This is a genomic window from Streptococcus sanguinis (assembly GCF_019929145.1).
Classification (GTDB): domain Bacteria; phylum Bacillota; class Bacilli; order Lactobacillales; family Streptococcaceae; genus Streptococcus; species Streptococcus sanguinis_U.
Map to the genome: position 1 here is coordinate 21,045 of NZ_JAHZOW010000001.1, position 19,471 is coordinate 40,515.

Consider the following 19,471-nt stretch of genomic DNA (forward strand, 5'->3'; position numbering starts at 1 on the left):
TAAAAGCCTTTACAAAATAAAAAATCGTGCTATAATAGATGTATCGATATGCAAACGATTTCACAAAAACGGACTTGTTTGTAAAAAATATAAGGAGGTCTGAATGATGAAAGATTCATTCAAGAACATTTTTAGCTTTGAATTTTGGCAAAAATTCGGTAAAGCTTTGATGGTGGTCGTTGCTGTTATGCCGGCAGCAGGACTGATGATTAGTATCGGTAAGATGCTTCCCATGGCAGATCCTAATTGGGTAATCTTTACTATATTTGGGAAGGACTTAGGCACGTTACTGTATACACTAGTAGTCACAATTGGTAGTGTTATGGAGCAAATTGGCTGGGGGGTTATCGGTAACCTGCATATTCTCTTTGCTTTAGCTATCGGAGGAAGTTGGGCTAAAGAACGCGCTGGCGGTGCCTTCGCAGCAGGTCTTTCCTTTATTCTTATGAACCGAATCACTGGTGTATTGTTTGGTGTGACTGCAGATATGCTTAAGGATCCTAAAGCTATTGTTCATACCTTAAATTTCAAATTATTTGGTTTACAAATTGGTTGGGACATCCAGCTGAAAGTTTCTGATTATTTTACAAGTGTTTTAGAATCTCCAGCTCTTAATATGGGAGTCTTCGTCGGAATCATCGCTGGTTTTGTCGGAGCAACAGCTTATAACAAATACTATAATTATCGCAAACTCCCAGATGCCTTGTCTTTCTTTAATGGTAAACGTTTTGTACCATTCGTGGTTATTCTGAGATCTACTCTGGTAGCCGTTATATTAGGTATTTTCTGGCCATATGTTCAGGCTGGTATCAATTCCTTTGGTGTTTGGATTGCTAACTCACAAGATACAGCACCAATTTTAGCGCCATTCTTGTATGGAACCTTAGAGCGTCTCTTGCTTCCATTTGGTTTGCACCACATGTTGACCATTCCAATGAATTATACTGCACTTGGAGGAACTTATGAGATTTTAACTGGTGCTGCGAAAGGAACAGAAGTATTTGGCCAAGACCCATTATGGCTAGCTTGGGTACAAGACTTAGTAAACTTAAAAGGTTCAAACGCCTCTGCTTATAAAGATTTGTTAAATAGCGTTACTCCAGCTCGCTTTAAAGTTGGTCAGATGATTGGTTCATTTGGTATCCTTATGGGGGTAGCAGCAGCTATCTATCGCAATGTGGATGCTGACAAGAAGCACAAATACAAAGGTATGATGATTGCGACTGCTTTGGCGACCTTCTTAACAGGGGTTACTGAGCCAATCGAGTACATGTTCATGTTCGTTGCCACACCGCTGTATATCATTTATGCATTTGTACAAGGTGCTGCGTTTGCTATGGCTGATATTGTTGATTTGCGTGTTCACTCTTTTGGTTCAATTGAGTTCTTAACTCGTACCCCTATGTCTGTTAGTGCTGGCTTGGGAATGGATATCATCAACTTCATTTGGGTAACTATCCTATTTGGTGTTGTGATGTACCTCATTTCTAACTTCATGATCAAGAAGTTCAACTATGCAACTCCAGGACGTAACGGTAACTATGAAACAGCAGATGGTTCAGATGAAGCTTCTTCATCAGAGTCAACTGGCGGTAAAGTTGCTGAAGCATCTCAAGCAGTAAATGTTATCAATCTTCTGGGCGGTCGCGCTAATATCGTAGATGTAGATGCATGTATGACTCGTCTGCGTGTGACTGTCAAAGATGCTGAAAAAGTTGGAACAGAAGAGCAGTGGAAAGCTGAAGGCGCTATGGGCTTGGTTATGAAAGGCCAAGGTGTTCAAGCTATCTACGGACCAAAAGCTGACGTTCTCAAATCTGATATTCAAGACTTGTTGGATTCTGGTGAAGTGATTCCTGAAACACTTCCTAGCCAAAAAGCAGAATCAGCAGCTGCTGAAGTTACTTACAAAGGTGTGACTGAGGAAGTTGAAACTGTTGCAGACGGTCAAGTCATTGACTTGGCAGATGTTAAAGATCCAGTATTCTCACAAAAAATGATGGGTGATGGATTTGCAGTTGAGCCAGAAAATGGTAAGATTTATTCACCAGTTTCTGGTACAGTAACTAGCGTTTTCCCTAGCAAGCACGCTATTGGTCTTGTGACAGATAACGGCCTGGAAGTCTTGGTACACATTGGTTTGGAAACTGTTAGCCTTGAAGGTAAACCATTCGAGGTTCATGTTTCAGAAGGACAAAAAGTTGCAGCTGGAGATCTTCTAGTCACAGCTGACTTGGAAGCAATCAAGGAAGCAGGACGTGAAACTTCAACAATCGTAGTCTTCACAAATGCAGCAGCTATCAAGTCTGTAACAGTAGAAAAACTTGGTCAAGCATCTGCTAAGACAGTTGTTGCTAAGGTTGAATTGTAATATAGAAAAGAGAAATCATGGCAAAATTCCTGACATTAAATACTCATAGTTGGATGGAAGAAGAGCAAGAAACCAAGCTTAATCAGCTTGCAGAACGCATTCTTCAAGAAAAATATGATGTCATTTGCCTGCAGGAAGTCAATCAATTAACGGAGTCTGAACAGGTTGTTCAGGCTCCTTTCTATCAGGCGGTTGAGGGCGCAATTGAGATTCATCAAGACCACTTTGCCCTTTGTTTGGTAGAAAAATTGGCTGATGCAGGACTGGACTATCATTGGTCCTGGGCCTATAATCATATTGGGTTTGATATTTATAACGAAGGAGTGGCAATTCTGTCCAGAAAGCCGCTGACTCCTAGAGAAGTTCTGGTATCAGAGGTTAATGATCCTAGGGATTACCATACCCGCAAGGTCTTGCTAGCCGAGACTGAGGTGGAAGGTCAATTGCTAACAATTGCCTCCTGCCATCTGTCTTGGTGGGACAAAGGCTTCCAGGGGGAATGGGCTAAGCTTGAAGCAGAGCTGCTAAAAGCAGAAAGTTCTCTGGTCCTTATGGGCGATTTCAACAATCCAGTCGGCCAACAAGGCTACCAAACCATCTTAGCCAGTCCGCTGAAGCTGCAGGATAGTCATGCCGTTGCGAGAGAAGCTATCGGAGAGGCGACAGTAGAAGGTACTATTGCAGGCTGGGATGATAATAAGCATGCTCTGAAGATAGACTATGTTTTCACTAGTCAAGGGATGGATGTTGAGCGCTCCGCTGTTGTTTTTGACGGGAAAGAAACCCCTGTTGTCAGTGACCACTTTGGTTTAGAAGTGCAAGTGGCATTATAATAGTAAAAAGATGAGGCAAGACTGAGAATGCAACAGATTTGTCTCGCTTTTTATTTTTGATAAACACATTTTTAGGGCAAAATGGTGAAATTTTACACCCCAAACGGCTGTCTTTTGTTATTCTTGAAAACGTGTTATAATGAAGTATTAGGATTCTAGGAGGAAATGGTATGCGTTGTCCGAAATGTGGTGGGAATAAATCAAGTGTGGTTGATAGCAGACAGGCAGAAGATGGGAATACAATCCGTCGCCGCCGTGAGTGTGAGGAATGTCAACACCGCTTTACGACATACGAGCGCGTCGAAGAGAGAACCCTAGTTGTTGTCAAAAAGGACGGGACGCGTGAGCAATTTTCTCGGGATAAGATTTTTAACGGTATTATTCGCTCTGCACAAAAGCGACCAGTATCTAGTGACGAAATTGAGGAGATTGTCAACCGAATCGAGCAAAAGGTCCGCAGTCAGAGCGACAATGAAATCAATAGTGAGTATATTGGATCCTTAGTCATGGATGAACTGGCAGAGCTGGATGAAATCACCTACGTTCGTTTCGCCAGTGTTTACCGGAGTTTCAAGGATGTGGGAGAGCTAGAAAGCCTGCTCAAGCAGATTACCAAGGGGTCCAAGAAGAAAAAGGACAAATAAATGAAACCGAACCATCAGTTTTCTTTCTTGCGCAATAATGCAGTCAGCTCAGATATTGCTATTTTGACCAAGCTCTATCTGCCGATTTTGGGGAGAGAAGCAGTAACACTTTATCTTTATCTGCTGTCTTTTGTGGATAATGGGCAAAAGCAGCACCTCTTCAGTCAGATTCTCAATCATTTAGATTTTGGACTTAATATTTTAGAAGAAAGTTTTGAGCGTTTAGCGGCGATTAAGCTAGTAGACCTTTATCAAACAGATGACCATTATCTGATTCAACTCCATTCGACCTTAACGGCGGAGGAATTTTTCGGCCATAATGTGTACAGCCGGCTCTTGGAAAAGAAAATCGGCGAAGCTGCTGCAGAAGCCCTGCGACCAGAAAATCCTAGCGGAGATAAATTGATCAAGCCTTTTATGCAGGTGTTTGGTATGGAAGCTGAGCAAGCAAGGACAGTGCGAAAGGCCAATGATTTTGACTTGGAGTATTTCAAGCAACGGATGGCTCAGGACAATCTTCGCTTTGCCAATGAAAAGGAAGATGTGTTAGAATTGTTTGCAATTGCTGAGCAGAAAAAGTGGACTTGGTATGAGACCTACGTTTTGGCTAGAGAAACTGCTGTTTCTCAGGTTATTTCTACCAAGCGTATGAAGCAAAAGCTAGCTCAAAAGCCAGCAGAAGGTCAGTTTTCTAAGCAGGAGCAGTCTATTATCCAAGAAGCGAAACGAACATCGCCAATGGTCTTCCTGGCAGAAATCAAAAAGACCCGTCATGCTGCTATTACGCGGACGGAGAGAAAGCTTTTGCTGGATTTAGCTGAATTAGGTCTTTTGGACGAAGTTATCAACGTAATCTTGCTCTTGACCTTTAATAAGGTGGATTCAGCCAATCTCAATGAAAAGTATGCCCTCAAGGTAGCTAATGATTTTTCTTATCAAAAGGTGACGACAGCTGAGGAAGCAGTCTTGAAAATCCGTGAGCGCAACCAGCAGCCCCAGAACCGTCCAGCTAAATCTGGACAAGGCTCTACCAAGAGCAATGTACCTGACTGGAGTCAGCCGGATTATAAAAATGAAACGAGTGCAGAGAAGCAGGCCGAGCTAGAAGAACAGAAACGTCGGCTCTTAGCCAAACTTGAAGGAGGAGGCGAATAAATGGAGAAAATAGGACAGAATATGCCTCATATGAATAGGGTGCGGCAGTTTGACTATCAGGAGCTGGTTAAGCAGATTATGGCCGATCCAGATGTGGTAGCCTTTATCCAGCAGGAAAAGCTGACCCAAGCTGAGATTCAGCGCAGCGTCTCCAAGTTTAACCAGTATATTACGGAGCGTAACCGCTTTTTGCTGGGGGACGAGACCTATATTGCCAAGGGCTATAAGCCAATCTTGGTGAAAAATGAAGGCTATGCGGATGTTGCCTATGAGGAGACGCCTGAGTTGATTGAGCAGGAGAGACAGGAGGCTATTAGAAGCCGTCTTAATCTTATCAGCCTACCAGCCAGTCTCAAGGAGGCTAGTCTGGCTCAGGTGGATCTGGACGATGTTGGCCGCTACAAGGCTTTTGAACTGTTGACCAACTTCGTTGCTGAGTTTCCACATTACCAGAAGGCTGTTTATCTCTACGGCGATTTTGGGGTCGGTAAGAGCTACATGATGGCTGCTCTGGCGCATGATTTGTCAGAAAAACGCAGTGTTTCAACGACTCTGCTACATTACCCAAGCTTTGTTTTGGATGTTAAGAATGCGATCAGTTCTGGCTTGGTCAAGGAAAAGATTGACCAGGTCAAGACAGCTCAAGTGCTGATTTTGGATGATATTGGTGCAGAGCAGTCTAGCCCCTGGATGCGCGATGAGATTTTGCAGGTCATTCTCCAGCACCGCATGCAGGAAAATTTGCCAACTTTCTTTACTTCTAACTTTAGTTTTGCTGATTTAGAGCGTCACTTTGCCAGCTCTAAGAATGGCGATGAGACTTGGCAGGCCAAGCGGGTTATGGAGCGAATTAAGTTTTTGGCTCAGGAGGTACGCCTAGAAGGAGAGAACCGCCGATGAATGAAACAATTAACTTAATGAACTCTCATACGTCTGTTCGCCGCTTTACGGAGGAGCAGATTTCAGATAAGGAATTACGTGCCATCATTGATGCTGGGCGGGCTGCGTCCAGCTGGAAGAATTTCCAGTCCTATTCTATCATTGTGATTCGAAGCAAAGAGAAAAAAGAAGCACTCTTTGACCTGGTCCCCCAAGAAGCCATTCGGCAGTCTTCAGCCTTCCTGCTTTTTGTTGGCGACCTCAATCGTGCCCAAAAGGGCGTTCAATTGCATACGGAAGACTTTTATCCTGAGGGAACGGAGAATCTCCTGATTAGATCAGTAGATGCCGCTCTGGCGGGGCAAAATACTCTCTTAGCGGCTGAAAGTTTGGGTTATGGTGGAGTAATCATTGGACTGGTTCGTTATGCCGCCAGTCAAATAGCAGAGCTTTTCAAACTACCAGACTACACTTATCCGGTCTTTGGGATTGCTCTGGGAACTCCCAACCAGAACCATGCAGTTAAGCCACGTTTGCCTTATGAAGCAGTGGTCTTTGAGGAAGAATATCGTGAACAGGATCGTTCAACTATCCAAGCCTATGACCGCGTACAGACTGAATATGCAGGTGAGCGAGCTAAGGAAACTTGGAGTCAACGCATAGCTGCCCAATTTGGTCAGGAGCCAAATCAGGCTATTGACCAATTGTTTAAAGAAAAGAAATTAGAAAAATAAGGCGGAGTTTGGCTCTGTCCTAAAGAATGAAAGAGGAAAAACATGGCCTTACCAACTATTGCCATTGTCGGCCGTCCCAATGTCGGCAAATCAACGCTCTTCAATCGGATTGCCGGTGAGCGGATTTCCATTGTGGAAGATGTCGAAGGGGTGACACGCGACCGAATTTATGCGACGGCAAACTGGCTCAACCGTAAGTTCAGTATTATTGATACGGGCGGAATTGATGATGTTGACGCACCTTTTATGGAGCAAATCAAACACCAGGCTGAGATCGCCATGGACGAAGCAGATGTTATCGTTTTTGTCGTGTCTGGCAAGGAAGGTATTACAGATGCGGATGAGTATGTGGCTCGCATGCTCTACAAGACCCATAAGCCGATTATTTTAGCGGTCAATAAGGTGGACAATCCCGAAATGCGCAATGAGATTTTTGATTTCTATGCGCTGGGCTTAGGTGATCCATTCCCAGTTTCCTCAGTCCATGGGATTGGTACAGGGGATGTTCTTGATGCGATCGTTGAAAATCTGCCAAATGAAGAAGTGGCTGAAAATCCTGATATGATTAAGTTTAGCTTGATTGGCCGTCCTAATGTCGGTAAGTCTAGCTTGATCAATGCCATCTTGGGGGAAGACCGAGTCATTGCTAGTCCAGTGGCTGGTACAACGCGTGACGCTATTGATACGGTCTTTACGGACAGTGAAGGTCAGGAATTTACCATGATCGACACGGCTGGTATGCGCAAGTCAGGCAAGGTCTATGAAAATACGGAGAAATACTCTGTCATGCGGGCTATGCGGGCCATTGATCGCTCAGATGTCGTTCTGATGGTGCTGAATGCCGAAGAAGGAATTCGTGAGTACGACAAGCGAATCGCCGGCTTTGCCCATGAAGCAGGAAAAGGTATTGTTATCGTTGTTAATAAGTGGGACACACTGGAAAAAGACAACCATACCATGAAAGACTGGGAAGAAGATATCCGAGACCAGTTCCAGTATTTGTCTTATGCGCCAATTATCTTTGTCTCTGCCCTAACCAAGCAGCGTCTCCATAAGCTGCCGGATATGATTAAGCAGATTAGTCAAAGCCAAAACACGCGTATTCCGTCAGCAGTGCTTAATGACGTTATCATGGATGCTATCGCGATTAATCCGACACCAACTGACAAGGGCAAACGTCTCAAGATTTTTTATGCGACTCAGGTAGCTACCAAACCGCCAACCTTTGTCATCTTTGTCAACGAAGAAGAACTCATGCATTTCTCTTATCTGCGTTTCTTGGAAAATCAAATCCGCAAGGCTTTTGTCTTTGAAGGGACCCCGATTCACTTGATTGCAAGGAAGCGGAAGTAGAGTTTGAAAACAGCAATTTGACAAACATACGTTTATATGTAAAAATGAAAGTAAGCATAAGAGCTTGCTTTTCTTTTTTTATGTCGAAAGTATGGTATAATGGTGAGATAAATGTAAGGTGGTAATTATGGCAAAATTAATTCCTGGTAAGATTCGGACAGAAGGAATTGCCCTGGTTGAAAACAATAAGGTAGTAATCCTTGAGGTCAGTGATTCTCTTTTATATGCTCGTGTGGACGAGTGTAATCTGCGCTATAGCTTGGATGATGATGTCATCTTTTGTTATTGCGACTTTTTCCAGAAGAAAAAATATTGTGCCCATCTGGCGGCCTTGGAGTATTATCTGAAAAATGCTCCATCTGGAAAAGATGTGCTAAAGAGTATGAAAGAAGAGGAGTTGACCAGTCAGGAAACCCAAGAGCTGGTTTCTTTTGGAAGCTTGTTCTTGGATAAGGTCTTGCCGGATAAATCTAATCAACAGGTTCGTTACGAGCTCTCGGCTACTGGTCAAGAGGACTCTTATACTGGACAGTTTCTCTGGAGTCTCCGAATCAGTCGCTTGCCGGACGAGCGCTCTTATGTTGTCCGAGACGTTCTTTCCTTCCTTCGAACCTTGGAAAAGGGCGGACATTATCAGATTGGTAAGAGTTACTATGAGGCTATTCATTTGGAGGATTTTGATGAAGCCAGTCAAGATTTGCTCGTTTTCCTGCAAGGACTAGTGTCTGACTATCAGGGGCAAGATTCTTCTTTGATTTTCCCAAATGCTGGGCGCAATCTTTTCTTCCCGGCTAGTATCTTTGAAGAGGGGGTTATCTTCCTGATGAATCTGTCTTCTTTCCGCTTAGAGTACAGCCTTTATGACTACAGTGAAGTCTTTTTCCAAGATTTACATGAAGAGGCAGAAGTTTATACTTTCCAAGTGGAAGAGTATGAAGAGCATTTTGAGCTAGTCATTGCTGAGAAGAATTATAAGATGCTTTATGATGGGCAGTTTATCTTTTATGGAGATACCTTCTATCAGCTAAATCCTCAGCAGATAAGACTAATTAAGGCTTTACGGGAGTTGCCTATAGAGCATGATCGGTTGAAGCGCCTGCAATTCGACTTGTCAGAGAGAACGAAGCTGGCTTCCAGTCTGTCTGAGTTTAAAAAGGTTGGTCGGATAGAAGCACCTGAAAGTATGATGATTCATGACTTTACAGCCAAGTTTGACTTTGACATCGGTCCTGACAAGCGTCTGATTTTGGACACTGTCTTTGACTATGGAGACAGGAAGGTGACGACTCGTAAAGATTTGGAACGTCTGCCTTTTGCGGGTAATTTTGAGCATGAGCAGCAAGTCTTTAAGCAAATGCTGCAGGCAGGTTTTGTGGCAGATTTTTACAGTCAGCGACCGCCTCTGAAACCGGAAGAAATTTATCATTTCTTCTCGGAAGTGATTCCCAATTTTGAGGCTTTGGGCCATGTCAGTATGACAGAAGAGTTAGAGGCACTGGCACAGACAGAAAGTCCAAGGATCTCTGTCAAGATGAAGGGCGGCCTCTTAGATGTTGGTTTCGATTTTGCTGGCATTGCGCAGTCAGAGATTGACGCAGTTCTTGATTCGCTCTTTAAGGAGCAGGACTTCTTTATCAGTAAGTCTGGGCAAGTCTTGATTTTTGATGAAGAGACCAAGGAGATGAGTCGGACTTTACAGCAGCTGCGGAGTAAGCGGACTAAAAATGGTTTCATTCAGACCAGCAGTCTGGCAGCTTATCAATTGGCAGAGTTTTTCAAGGGCAAGGATAGGGTACAGTTTTCAAAAGATGTGCAGCAGCTGGCCTTTGACCTGACTCACCCTGAGGAATTTCCTCTTCCTGAGCTGCAAGTCAAGGCTGACCTTCGGGATTACCAAGAGACGGGTGTCAAGTGGTTATCCATGCTGGATAAATATGGCTTTGGTGGCATCTTGGCTGACGATATGGGGCTAGGAAAGACCCTGCAGACGATTTCTTTTCTGAGTTCGCGTATAGATGACTCTAAGAAAGTCTTAATCTTGGCGCCATCCAGCTTGATTTATAACTGGAGCGATGAGTTTGCTAAATTTGCTCCACATTTGGATGTGGCGGTGGTGTATGGTCTGAAAAATGTTCGTGATGAGCTGATTGCGGAGAAGCATCAGATTACCATTACCAGCTATGCTTCTTTCAGGCAGGATGTGGAAGAATACAAGGATAACCACTTCCAGTATCTGATTTTGGATGAGGCTCAGGTGATGAAGAATGACCAGACTAAGATTGCCCAGTATTTGCGGGATTTTGAAGTGGAGCATACCTATGCTCTTTCTGGGACGCCGATTGAGAATAATCTGGGAGAACTTTGGTCTATTTTCCAGATTGTCATGCCAGGACTTTTGCCAGGCAAAAAGGAATTTTTAAAACTGCCGGCTGAGAAAGTCGCTCGCTATATCAAACCATTTGTCATGCGGCGCAAGAAAGAAGATGTGCTGCAGGAATTGCCTGATTTGATTGAAGTTGCCTATCGCAATGAATTGGCAGATAGTCAGAAGACCATTTATCTGGCTCTGCTCAAGCAGATGCAGGACAGAATCATCCATGCGACAGAAGATGAAATCAACCGCAGCAAGATAGAGATTCTGTCAGGTCTTATGCGTCTCCGTCAGATCTGTGATACTCCGAAGCTGTTTATGGAAGATTACGAGGGCGAGAGCGGTAAGCTAGAAAGTTTGCGGGAATTACTTGAACAGATACAAGATGGTAATCGTCGTGTCCTCATATTTTCACAATTTCGTGGTATGCTGGATATTATCGAGAGTGAGCTGGATAAGCTAGGCATGGAGTCCTTTAAGATTACAGGCTCTACTCCAGCCAAGGAGCGTCAGGACATGACAACAGCTTTCAATGACGGTCAGCGTTCAGCCTTTCTGATCTCCCTTAAGGCTGGAGGTGTCGGTCTCAATCTGACTGGTGCAGACACAGTTATCTTGGTCGACCTCTGGTGGAATCCAGCGGTTGAGGCCCAGGCTATCGGCCGTGCCCACCGTATCGGTCAGGAGCGCAATGTCGAAGTCTATCGAATGATTACGCGGGGTACGATTGAGGAGAAGATACAGGAGTTGCAGGAGAGCAAGCGCAATCTGGTTTCGACTATTCTCGACGGAGCAGAAGCCAAATCCAGTCTCTCTGTGGAGGAAATTCGAGAAATTCTGGGAATTTCGGCAGAATAGCTTGAAAAATAGCCTGAATAGTTTATAATAATGAAGGGTTGAAAGGAAAAAGATATGACTGATAAACAATTTCCTCTGGTGTCAGATGATGAAATCATGCTGACGGAAATGCCGCATATGAATCTTTATGATGAACTGGATCTCATTAGCAACATTACCGGAGACTATACAGACCGTAATTATTTAGAATGGATGCCGATTGTGGACTCCAGCAGGCATGCTCCCATCGCTGCCAGTCAGGCTATCAGAAGACCGCTGCAAAAGCAGTCTGCTTTCAAGGATTTTAAAAAGCCGATTGATAAGAAAGATCCAGCTATCCGTTATGCTGAGCAAGCACGCGAGGAGGCTCGGGCAGATTTGAAAAAGAAGCGTTCAGCGCCTTATCTGACCAGCGACCTTCCGACTAAGGTCCGCAGTAGAAAGCTTTCGACAGCTTCTAATGCGGAAAGACCGAAGCCAACTGCCCCTTTTCAAAAGAATACATCGGGCGAATTTACGAAGTTTGGCGACAGGCTTCAGCAGGATAACTATATTTTGGCGGATATTCAGCCTGAGTATAGCCCTCAGCCGCAGGAGCCGGAAGAAAAGCCTAAGAAGAACAATTATGATTTTTTAAAAACCAGTCAGATCTATAATCAGGATAGGGCTAAGGAGGAGCAGTTGAAGCATTCCAAGGCTCAAGAGCTGAATTTGACAGGCTTGGACAGCGAATAAAGCTGGCTTGCTTGATCCTTTTCTGCCTGCAATTTTCTGGTGTATAAAGGAAATTGCTGTTTGATTATGTAAATGCAAAATCTATCTGCATATAACATCCGTCATCGGTTGAAGAAGACCGATGCTAGAAGCTGAGACTTACTGGTTGGTCCGGCTTCTTTGGTGTTTTGGTGGTGCCTAAAAGCTTGTAAAGAAAGAAAATCCCTGCGGGCTGATGAAGATCTGCGGAGATTTTCCTCTTTGGACTTGCTTTTATGGCCTTGTATCTTAAGGAGTAATCATGACGAAAACCTATCATTTTATCGGGATTAAGGGCTCTGGTATGAGCGCTTTGGCTTTGATGCTGCATCAGATGGGCCATAAGGTTCAGGGCAGTGATGTTGATAAATATTATTTCACTCAGCGCGGTCTGGAGCAGGCTGGCATTTCCATCCTGCCTTTTAATGAAAAGAATATCCAACCAGATTTCGAAATCATTGCCGGCAATGCCTTTCGTCCAGATAATAATGTAGAAATTGCCTATGCAGACGCAAACGGTATCAGCTATAAACGCTACCATGAGTTTTTAGGCAGCTTCATGCGTGACTTTGTTAGTTTGGGAGTGGCTGGTGCACATGGGAAGACATCTACAACGGGTATTCTCTCCCATGTTCTGTCCAATATCACGGATACTAGCTATCTGATTGGGGATGGTACAGGCCGCGGTTCTGCCAATGCCAAGTACTTCGTCTTTGAGTCAGACGAATACGAGCGTCATTTCATGCCCTATCATCCAGAATATTCGATTATTACTAATATCGACTTTGACCATCCGGATTATTTCACGAGTCTGGAAGATGTCTTTAATGCTTTCAATGACTATGCCAAGCAGATTACCAAAGGACTCTTCATTTATGGAGAAGATGAGCAATTGCGCCGGATTACGTCCAATGCCCCGATTTACTACTATGGCTTCAAGGAAGAGGGTAATGACTTTGTTGCTCACGACCTCTTGCGTTCTACCAGCGGTTCAGGATTTAAAGTTTCTTTCCGCGGTCAGGAACTGGGTGAGTTCCAAATTCCAAGCTTTGGCCGTCACAACATTATGAATGCGACAGCAGTCATCGGCCTCTTGTATACTGCAGGTCTTGATTTGAATCTAGTTCGGGAACACCTCAAGACTTTTGGCGGAGTTAAGCGCCGCTTTACAGAGAAAATTGTCAACGAAACAGTTATCATTGATGACTTTGCTCACCATCCGACGGAAATTATCGCGACTCTGGATGCAGCCCGTCAGAAATATCCAAGCAAGGAAATCGTGGCAATTTTCCAGCCGCATACCTTTACTCGGACTATTGCTCTCTTGGACGAATTTGCGGAAGCCCTCAATCAGGCTGACTCAGTCTATTTAGCTCAGATTTACGGTTCTGCGCGTGAGGTGGACAAGGGTGATGTTAAGGTAGAAGATCTGGCTGAAAAGATTGTGAAACGGGCCAAGGTCATTGATGTGGATAATGTTTCCCCACTTCTTGACCACGATAATGCCGTTTATGTCTTTATGGGAGCTGGTGACATCCAGACCTATGAATATTCCTTTGAACGTCTCTTGTCCAATCTGACCAGCAACGTTCAGTAGGAGGAGACTTGATGGAAGCACCGATTCGAATCAGGCAGGCCGACTTGAGCGACTGGGAAGAAATTCTTGCAATTGAGCAGCTGAATTTTCCAGCAGTAGAAGCAGCCAGTTCAGAAGTTCTCAAAGAGCGGATTGAGCAGATTCCAGATACTTTTTTGCTAGCAGAGCTGCATGGTCAGCTAGCGGGCTATATTGTTGGACCAGCTATTCAGGCGCGATATCTGACAGATGATCTCTTTAGCAAGGTGGGTGCTAATTCTCCAGAAGGTGGCTTCATTGCCGTCCAAAGTCTGTCCGTCCATCCTGATTTTCAGAGGCAGGGAGTCGGAACCTTGTTGCTTGCAGCTCTCAAGGAGATAGCTGTTCAGCAAAATCGACAGGGCATTAGCCTAACTTGTCATGATGAGCTGATACCTTATTATGAGATGAATGGTTTCGTACATGAAGGGATTTCTGACTCAACTCATGGTGGAGCTGTCTGGTCTGATATGGTGTGGGAAAATCCCAATTTTAAGGAGAAGTGATGATTATCCGTCAAGCTCAAATGGCTGACTTAGATGCCATTTATGCTATCGAATTGGAAAATTTCAGTCCAGAGGAGGCTGTTAGCCGCGAAAGTCTAGCAGCACATATCCAAACCCTATCTTCGACTTTTTTGGTGGCAGAAAAGGACGGTAAGATTTTGGGATATCTGGAGGGACCTGTCCGTCCAGAACGTTATTTAAAGGATATTTCCTTTACAGAGGAGATTGAAGATTATGGTCATCTGGAGGGTGGCTTTATCTCACTGACCAGCCTTTCTATCTTGAAGGAGGCTCAGGGGATGGGAGTCGGTCGCAAGCTACTGGAAGCTATGAAAGAAATTGCTATAGCAGATGAACGCCACGGCATCAATCTGACCTGCCACGACTACCTCACCGCTTACTACGAGAAGCATGCCTTTGTAAATGAAGGCTTGTCAAAATCAACTTACGCAGGTGCTTCTTGGTTTGATATGGTCTGGGAAAATCCTAGTCTCAAACTGCAAAAAAACCAATAATAAGCTAGAAAATCCTACTCTTATTGCATTTATCTGACTTTTAAGATATAATGTTAGGGATTATGATGAAGGAGGTCAAATTTTTGACTGAAAAATCACAAGACAAAGAGAAGAATCTGAGCTTTAAAGAGCAGATTTTGAAAGACTTAGCTGGAGAAAAGGAAGAACAAACTCCCTCTTCAACTAGCCAATCAGAAGCGGACGCTGCTTCTGCAAAAGAAACAGCAGCTGCGGAGGACTTTGAAGCTAGACCGGCTTCGGTAGATGTTTCCTACAAGGTTGCAGAGAATGAAAAGGCTCACCCTCAGGTCTATGGCCGAGTGGATGAGGAAGATAAGAAGCCCAATGAGGTCCTATCTCGGGCTAATCGGGCCAACAACACGGTCAAGAAAAAACGTCAAAACACCTTAGCCCGCAGGATTATGACAACGGTTCTGCTGATTGTCCTGCTGGGACTTGTGGTCACAGGAGTTGTCGGCTATACTTATGTATCTTCAGCTCTTAAACCTGTTGATGCAAACGCAACAGAGTATGTGACGGTTGAAGTACCAGAAGGTTCAAGCTCTAAGCAGATTGGGGAAATCCTCGAGAAAAAGGGGCTGATTAAAAATGCCCAAGTTTTTAGTCTCTATTCTAAGATTAAAAGCTTTAACAATTACCAGTCTGGCTATTACAATCTCCAGAAGAGTATGGACCTAGATACCATTGCTCGGCAGCTTCAGGAAGGTGGAACAGATACACCGCAACCACCAGTTGTTGGTAAGGTTACTATTCCTGAAGGCTATACACTGGAGCAGATTGCAGAGGCTGTGACGGTTAATGCAGCTGCAACTTCTAAGAAGACTAGTAAGACACCTTTTAGTAAGGAAGATTTCCTAGCTAAGGTGCAGGATGAAGCTTTCATTTCCAAGATGGCGGCTAAATATCCACAGCTGCTGGGCACATTGCCAAGCAAGGACAGTGGAGTCAAGTACCGCTTAGAAGGTTACCTCTTCCCTGCCACTTATAACTATGGTGAGGATGCGGATCTGGAAAGCTTGATTGACCAGATGTTGGGCGCTATGAATACCAATCTGTCTTCTTACTACTCTACTATTGAATCAAAGAACTTGACGGTTAATGAAGTTCTGACTCTTGCTTCTCTGGTGGAAAAAGAAGGTTCGACAGACCAGGACCGTAAAGATATTGCCAGCGTCTTTTACAATCGTCTCAATCAAGCGATGCCGCTTCAGAGTAATATCGCTATCCTTTATGCTCAAGGCAAGCTAGGAAAGAAAACGACTCTGAAAGAGGACGCTGAAATTGATACCAATATTGACTCGCCTTTCAATGTCTATAAAAAAGAAGGGCTTATGCCTGGACCAGTTGATAGTCCGAGCCTGTCAGCTCTGGAAGCTACCATTAACCCAAGTAAGACGGACTACCTCTACTTTGTGGCAAATGTTGAAACAGGCGCTGTTTACTTCGCCAATACTTATGAGGAACACGCTAAAAATGTTGAGGAGCATGTCAACAGCAAGCTCACTCAATCCAGCAGCAGTTCTAATTAGACTGCTATCATTGCAGATAAGAGAAAGCTAGTGCATTTAGTTCTAGCTTTCTCAGTCCTGCTATATAAAAAAGGGACTGATACAGACTTGTCTCAGCCTCTTGTTTTAGTTTTTAAATAAAAGAAAATAAAAGAAAAGAGAAAAAATGGCTGAAAAAACTTATCCTATGACCCTAGAGGAAAAGGAAAAACTAGAAAAAGAATTAGAAGAATTGAAATTGGTGCGTCGTCCAGAAGTGGTAGAACGTATTAAGATTGCCCGCTCATACGGCGATTTGTCAGAAAACAGTGAATACGAAGCTGCAAAGGACGAACAGGCTTTTGTGGAGGGACAGATTTCTAGTCTGGAAACCAAGATCCGTTATGCTGAGATTGTAAACAGTGACGCTGTAGCCAAGGATGAAGTAGCTATCGGAAAAACAGTTACCATCCAAGAAGTAGGCGAAAGCGAAGAGGAAGTCTACATTATCGTTGGTTCTGCTGGTGCAGATGCTTTTGCAGGCAAGGTATCCAATGAAAGCCCGATTGGTCAAGCTTTGATTGGCAAAAAGACAGGTGATACTGCAACAGTCGAAACACCAGTTGGCAGCTACGACGTTAAAATTCTCAAGGTTGAAAAAACCGTTTAATAAATACCAAAAGGAACTGGCTAGAAGACTGGTTCTTTTTTCGTTTCTTTTAAGACAGAGAGTATAGGATAGATAAGAAGAGCAGGGGAAAAATAGAGAAAAGACAGATGGTTATGCTATAATGAGAATAAGCTAGAAAAGTAGGAGAACTGTATGCAAGAGCAAGATATTTATGGGAAATACGGCGTCTACCTGCCCAAGATTTTAGATGATCTTAGCCAACGTATTCAAGAAGCTAATGATCGAGTCAAGCAGGAAACAGGGCAGAAGCTTTTTGAGCATTTTAATGCACGGATCAAGCAGGCAGCCAGTATGGAAGAGAAATGTCAACGCAAGAATCTGCCTAGGGTGCCAGAGTCTGCCCTGAAAGAAATTCGTGATGCGATTGGGATTCGGATTGTTTGCGGTTTTATTGAGGACATCTATCAGACTATTGAGGTGATTCGTCAGCTAGAGGACTGTGAGATAGTTCTGGAAAAGGACTATATCCGAGCTGCCAAGCCTAATGGGTATCGCTCCTACCACTTGATATTAGAGGTGGAGACTCCTTACGAGGACTGTCATGGTCAAAATCCCGGCCGCTATTTTGTAGAAATCCAGCTTCGAACCATTGCTATGGATTCTTGGGCCAGCTTAGAGCATCAGATGAAGTACAAGCATGAGATTAAAGACAGCAAGCGGATTGTCCGCGAGCTGAAACGCTGTGCAGATGAGCTGGCTTCTTGTGATGTGACCATGCAGACCATCCGCAATTTGATTCGAGAAAGTGAGTGAGATGATGAAGATTTTATTAGCTGAAGATGAGCAGCAGCTGTCCCGCGTCTTGGAAACAGCGATGACCCATGAAGGCTATCAGGTTGATACAGCCTTTGATGGGCAAGAAGCTGTGGACTTGGCCAAGGAAAATGCCTATGATTTGATGATTCTGGATATCATGATGCCGGTCAAGACAGGCATTGAAGCATTGAAAGAAATCCGCCAAACCGGCAATACGACCCACGTCATCATGCTGACAGCTATGTCGGAGGTGGATGACAAGGTCACAGGGCTGGATGCCGGTGCAGATGATTATCTGACCAAGCCCTTCTCTCTGAAAGAGCTTCTGGCTCGCCTGCGGTCCATGTCCAGACGGGTAGCGACGTTCACTCCCAATTTGCTGCAGATTGGCCAAACGAGCCTCAATGTCGGAGAGCATGAGCTCATTAGCTCCAATTCTATTCGCTTAGCCGGCAAGGAATCTAAAATGATGGAATTTCTTATGCTTAATGCCCAGAAGAGTCTTTCTACTCAGGAAATCTTTCGTCATGTTTGGGCTAATGACGAGGATGAGGATTTAGATGAGGGCTTCGTCTGGATTTATATATCCTATTTGCGTCAGAAGCTGAAGGCCATCCATGCTGATCTTGCTATCTTGGGTGAGGAAGGCGGTAGTTTCACTCTGGTGCCGCTGGAAGGAGATGGCCATGTTTCGGAAGCTTAAAATTCGGTTCATTCTGCTGGCTTCGGCGGCTATTGTCTGTATTTTGCTGACCATGATTGCTGTCTTAAACTCCGTTCGCTTTCTGCAGACCAACGGAGAAATCCAAGCCGTTCTCAATATTCTTTCTGCCAATAATGGAGATTTTCCCAGTGTAGAAGAAACGGCAGAGAGCTTGCAAAACGACCGTATCACCATTGATACCATCTATCAATACCGCTATTTCAGCGTGGTCTACAAGGAAGACAAAACACTTTACTCCACCAACTTAGACCATCTTTCCAATCTATCTAAGGAGCAGGCGCTTAGCTACGCTAACAAAGTGATTAAGGACAGTCGTAGCAGTGGAGTTTTTAAGGTAGGTAGTCAATTTTATTCCTACCAGATAACGCAGGATTCCAAGACCAAGCGCTATTTACTGGTGGTCTTAGATTCGACCAATTATCTCGAAAGCCGCAATGACTTTTTCTGGCTGTCTATCCAGTTGTGCTTCTATAGCTTTATTTTCTTTGTCTTGGTCGTGTCTGGATTTTCCAACTTTGCCATCCGCCCCTATATCAAAAACTATGAAAATCAGAAGCGTTTTATCACTAATGCTGGACATGAACTGAAGACGCCATTGGCAATCATTTCAGCCAATACGGAGCTGCAAGAGCTGATGACTGGCGAAAATGAATGGACAGAAAGCACCAAGGACCAGGTCAAGCGGCTCAGCAACCTAATCAATCAAATGGTCGTTCTGGCCCGTCTGGAAGAGCAGCCAGATGTTACCTTGGTAGATGTGAATTTCTCAGAAGTTGTCAAAAAAGTGGCTGGAAACTTCAAGTCTGTCATCGAGAAGGCAGGCAAGAAGTACGAGATCAAGCTGCAGGAAGACATCCATGTCAAGGCAACTGAAGATGAACTTTATGAATTGGTTAGTATCCTGATTGACAATGCCTGCAAGTATTGTGACGAAGATGGGCAAATTTTTGTCACCTTGACCAAGGCCAAGCGCGGGAAACGAGCCCGTTTGACGGTAGCCAATAGTTACGCGGACGGCAAAAATGTCGATTACAGTCGTTTCTTTGACCGTTTTTATCGCGAAGACGAATCGCACAATCAGAAGCAGCCTGGCTACGGGATTGGCCTATCCATGGCAGAAAGTCTGGTGCGGATTTTCAAGGGCAGGATTTGGGTTTCATATAAGAAAGGCTTGATTGGCTTTACCGTTTTATTGTGATAGAGTCACCTCGTTCATCAGTTATTGC

At 44.2% G+C, this 19,471-nt stretch carries 17 protein-coding genes; all 17 read left to right on the forward strand.

Annotated elements, in window-relative coordinates; translation table 11 throughout:
- The first annotated feature begins 103 nt into the window (after window positions 1–103).
- The gene (locus K1I94_RS00100; protein ID WP_223314038.1) at window positions 104–2,371 is read left to right on the forward strand and encodes a PTS transporter subunit IIBC; all 2,268 of its coding nucleotides are present in this window, start codon (window positions 104–106) and stop codon (window positions 2,369–2,371) included.
- A 17-nt stretch (window positions 2,372–2,388) separates the two neighbouring features.
- Complete coding sequence (locus tag K1I94_RS00105; RefSeq protein WP_223314039.1) at window positions 2,389–3,204, forward strand: endonuclease/exonuclease/phosphatase family protein; 816 nt, start codon at window positions 2,389–2,391, stop codon at window positions 3,202–3,204.
- 170 nt (window positions 3,205–3,374) lie between these two features.
- Window positions 3,375–3,848 carry a transcriptional regulator NrdR gene (gene nrdR, locus K1I94_RS00110; RefSeq protein WP_002894570.1) on the forward strand — a complete coding sequence of 158 codons (474 nt, stop codon included), beginning with the start codon at window positions 3,375–3,377 and terminating at the stop codon, window positions 3,846–3,848.
- Window positions 3,849–5,003, forward strand: coding sequence for a DnaD domain protein (locus K1I94_RS00115; protein ID WP_002913164.1), 1,155 nt, complete (start codon window positions 3,849–3,851; stop codon window positions 5,001–5,003).
- Window positions 5,004–5,903, forward strand: coding sequence for a primosomal protein DnaI (dnaI, locus tag K1I94_RS00120; RefSeq protein WP_168955838.1), 900 nt, complete (start codon window positions 5,004–5,006; stop codon window positions 5,901–5,903). It abuts the gene before it with no gap.
- Window positions 5,900–6,616: an NADPH-dependent oxidoreductase gene (locus K1I94_RS00125; protein ID WP_223314040.1), complete on the forward strand. Its 717-nt coding sequence runs from the start codon at window positions 5,900–5,902 to the stop codon at window positions 6,614–6,616. The genes dnaI and K1I94_RS00125 overlap by 4 nt, the downstream gene beginning before the upstream one ends.
- Before the next feature lie 42 nt (window positions 6,617–6,658).
- On the forward strand, window positions 6,659–7,969 hold the full coding sequence (gene der, locus K1I94_RS00130; RefSeq protein ID WP_161542796.1) for a ribosome biogenesis GTPase Der: 1,311 nt from the start codon (window positions 6,659–6,661) through the stop codon (window positions 7,967–7,969).
- 127 nt (window positions 7,970–8,096) lie between these two features.
- A complete protein-coding gene (locus K1I94_RS00135; protein WP_002913157.1) occupies window positions 8,097–11,198 on the forward strand; it encodes a DEAD/DEAH box helicase in 3,102 nt (1,033 codons plus the stop codon).
- A 54-nt stretch (window positions 11,199–11,252) separates the two neighbouring features.
- Window positions 11,253–11,912 (forward strand): cystathionine gamma-synthase, encoded by a 660-nt coding sequence (locus tag K1I94_RS00140; RefSeq protein WP_223314041.1) that lies wholly within the window; start codon window positions 11,253–11,255, stop codon window positions 11,910–11,912.
- 280 nt (window positions 11,913–12,192) lie between these two features.
- Window positions 12,193–13,527 (forward strand): UDP-N-acetylmuramate--L-alanine ligase, encoded by a 1,335-nt coding sequence (gene murC / locus K1I94_RS00145; protein WP_223314042.1) that lies wholly within the window; start codon window positions 12,193–12,195, stop codon window positions 13,525–13,527.
- Between the two features lie 11 nt (window positions 13,528–13,538).
- A complete protein-coding gene (locus K1I94_RS00150) occupies window positions 13,539–14,051 on the forward strand; it encodes a GNAT family N-acetyltransferase (protein WP_011837371.1) in 513 nt (170 codons plus the stop codon).
- Window positions 14,051–14,566 carry a GNAT family N-acetyltransferase gene (locus K1I94_RS00155; protein ID WP_011837370.1) on the forward strand — a complete coding sequence of 172 codons (516 nt, stop codon included), beginning with the start codon at window positions 14,051–14,053 and terminating at the stop codon, window positions 14,564–14,566. Before K1I94_RS00150 ends, K1I94_RS00155 begins: the two co-directional genes overlap by 1 nt.
- A 50-nt stretch (window positions 14,567–14,616) precedes the next feature.
- Entirely contained in the window at window positions 14,617–16,116 is a 1,500-nt protein-coding gene (gene mltG / locus K1I94_RS00160; RefSeq protein ID WP_223314043.1) for an endolytic transglycosylase MltG, read from the forward strand.
- A 145-nt stretch (window positions 16,117–16,261) separates the two neighbouring features.
- Entirely contained in the window at window positions 16,262–16,744 is a 483-nt protein-coding gene (greA, locus tag K1I94_RS00165; RefSeq protein ID WP_002894584.1) for a transcription elongation factor GreA, read from the forward strand.
- Between the two features lie 153 nt (window positions 16,745–16,897).
- Entirely contained in the window at window positions 16,898–17,518 is a 621-nt protein-coding gene (locus K1I94_RS00170; protein WP_002913145.1) for a GTP pyrophosphokinase, read from the forward strand.
- Between the two features lie 4 nt (window positions 17,519–17,522).
- Window positions 17,523–18,224, forward strand: coding sequence for a response regulator transcription factor (locus K1I94_RS00175; protein WP_032912578.1), 702 nt, complete (start codon window positions 17,523–17,525; stop codon window positions 18,222–18,224).
- The gene (locus K1I94_RS00180) at window positions 18,208–19,443 is read left to right on the forward strand and encodes a sensor histidine kinase (protein ID WP_002913140.1); all 1,236 of its coding nucleotides are present in this window, start codon (window positions 18,208–18,210) and stop codon (window positions 19,441–19,443) included. The genes K1I94_RS00175 and K1I94_RS00180 overlap by 17 nt, the downstream gene beginning before the upstream one ends.
- The last annotated feature ends 28 nt before the right edge of the window (window positions 19,444–19,471 follow it).

Coding starts and splice junctions, on each gene's coding strand:
- nrdR (WP_002894570.1), top strand. CDS start 3,375: ATGCGTTGTCCGAAATGTGGTGGGAATAAATCAAGTGTGGTTGATAGC.
- K1I94_RS00140 (WP_223314041.1), top strand. CDS start 11,253: ATGACTGATAAACAATTTCCTCTGGTGTCAGATGATGAAATCATGCTG.
- murC (WP_223314042.1), top strand. CDS start 12,193: ATGACGAAAACCTATCATTTTATCGGGATTAAGGGCTCTGGTATGAGC.
- dnaI (WP_168955838.1), top strand. CDS start 5,004: ATGGAGAAAATAGGACAGAATATGCCTCATATGAATAGGGTGCGGCAG.
- der (WP_161542796.1), top strand. CDS start 6,659: ATGGCCTTACCAACTATTGCCATTGTCGGCCGTCCCAATGTCGGCAAA.
- K1I94_RS00155 (WP_011837370.1), top strand. CDS start 14,051: ATGATTATCCGTCAAGCTCAAATGGCTGACTTAGATGCCATTTATGCT.
- K1I94_RS00125 (WP_223314040.1), top strand. CDS start 5,900: ATGAATGAAACAATTAACTTAATGAACTCTCATACGTCTGTTCGCCGC.
- mltG (WP_223314043.1), top strand. CDS start 14,617: ATGTTAGGGATTATGATGAAGGAGGTCAAATTTTTGACTGAAAAATCA.
- K1I94_RS00180 (WP_002913140.1), top strand. CDS start 18,208: ATGTTTCGGAAGCTTAAAATTCGGTTCATTCTGCTGGCTTCGGCGGCT.
- K1I94_RS00170 (WP_002913145.1), top strand. CDS start 16,898: ATGCAAGAGCAAGATATTTATGGGAAATACGGCGTCTACCTGCCCAAG.
- K1I94_RS00175 (WP_032912578.1), top strand. CDS start 17,523: ATGAAGATTTTATTAGCTGAAGATGAGCAGCAGCTGTCCCGCGTCTTG.
- K1I94_RS00100 (WP_223314038.1), top strand. CDS start 104: ATGATGAAAGATTCATTCAAGAACATTTTTAGCTTTGAATTTTGGCAA.
- K1I94_RS00150 (WP_011837371.1), top strand. CDS start 13,539: ATGGAAGCACCGATTCGAATCAGGCAGGCCGACTTGAGCGACTGGGAA.
- greA (WP_002894584.1), top strand. CDS start 16,262: ATGGCTGAAAAAACTTATCCTATGACCCTAGAGGAAAAGGAAAAACTA.
- K1I94_RS00115 (WP_002913164.1), top strand. CDS start 3,849: ATGAAACCGAACCATCAGTTTTCTTTCTTGCGCAATAATGCAGTCAGC.
- K1I94_RS00105 (WP_223314039.1), top strand. CDS start 2,389: ATGGCAAAATTCCTGACATTAAATACTCATAGTTGGATGGAAGAAGAG.
- K1I94_RS00135 (WP_002913157.1), top strand. CDS start 8,097: ATGGCAAAATTAATTCCTGGTAAGATTCGGACAGAAGGAATTGCCCTG.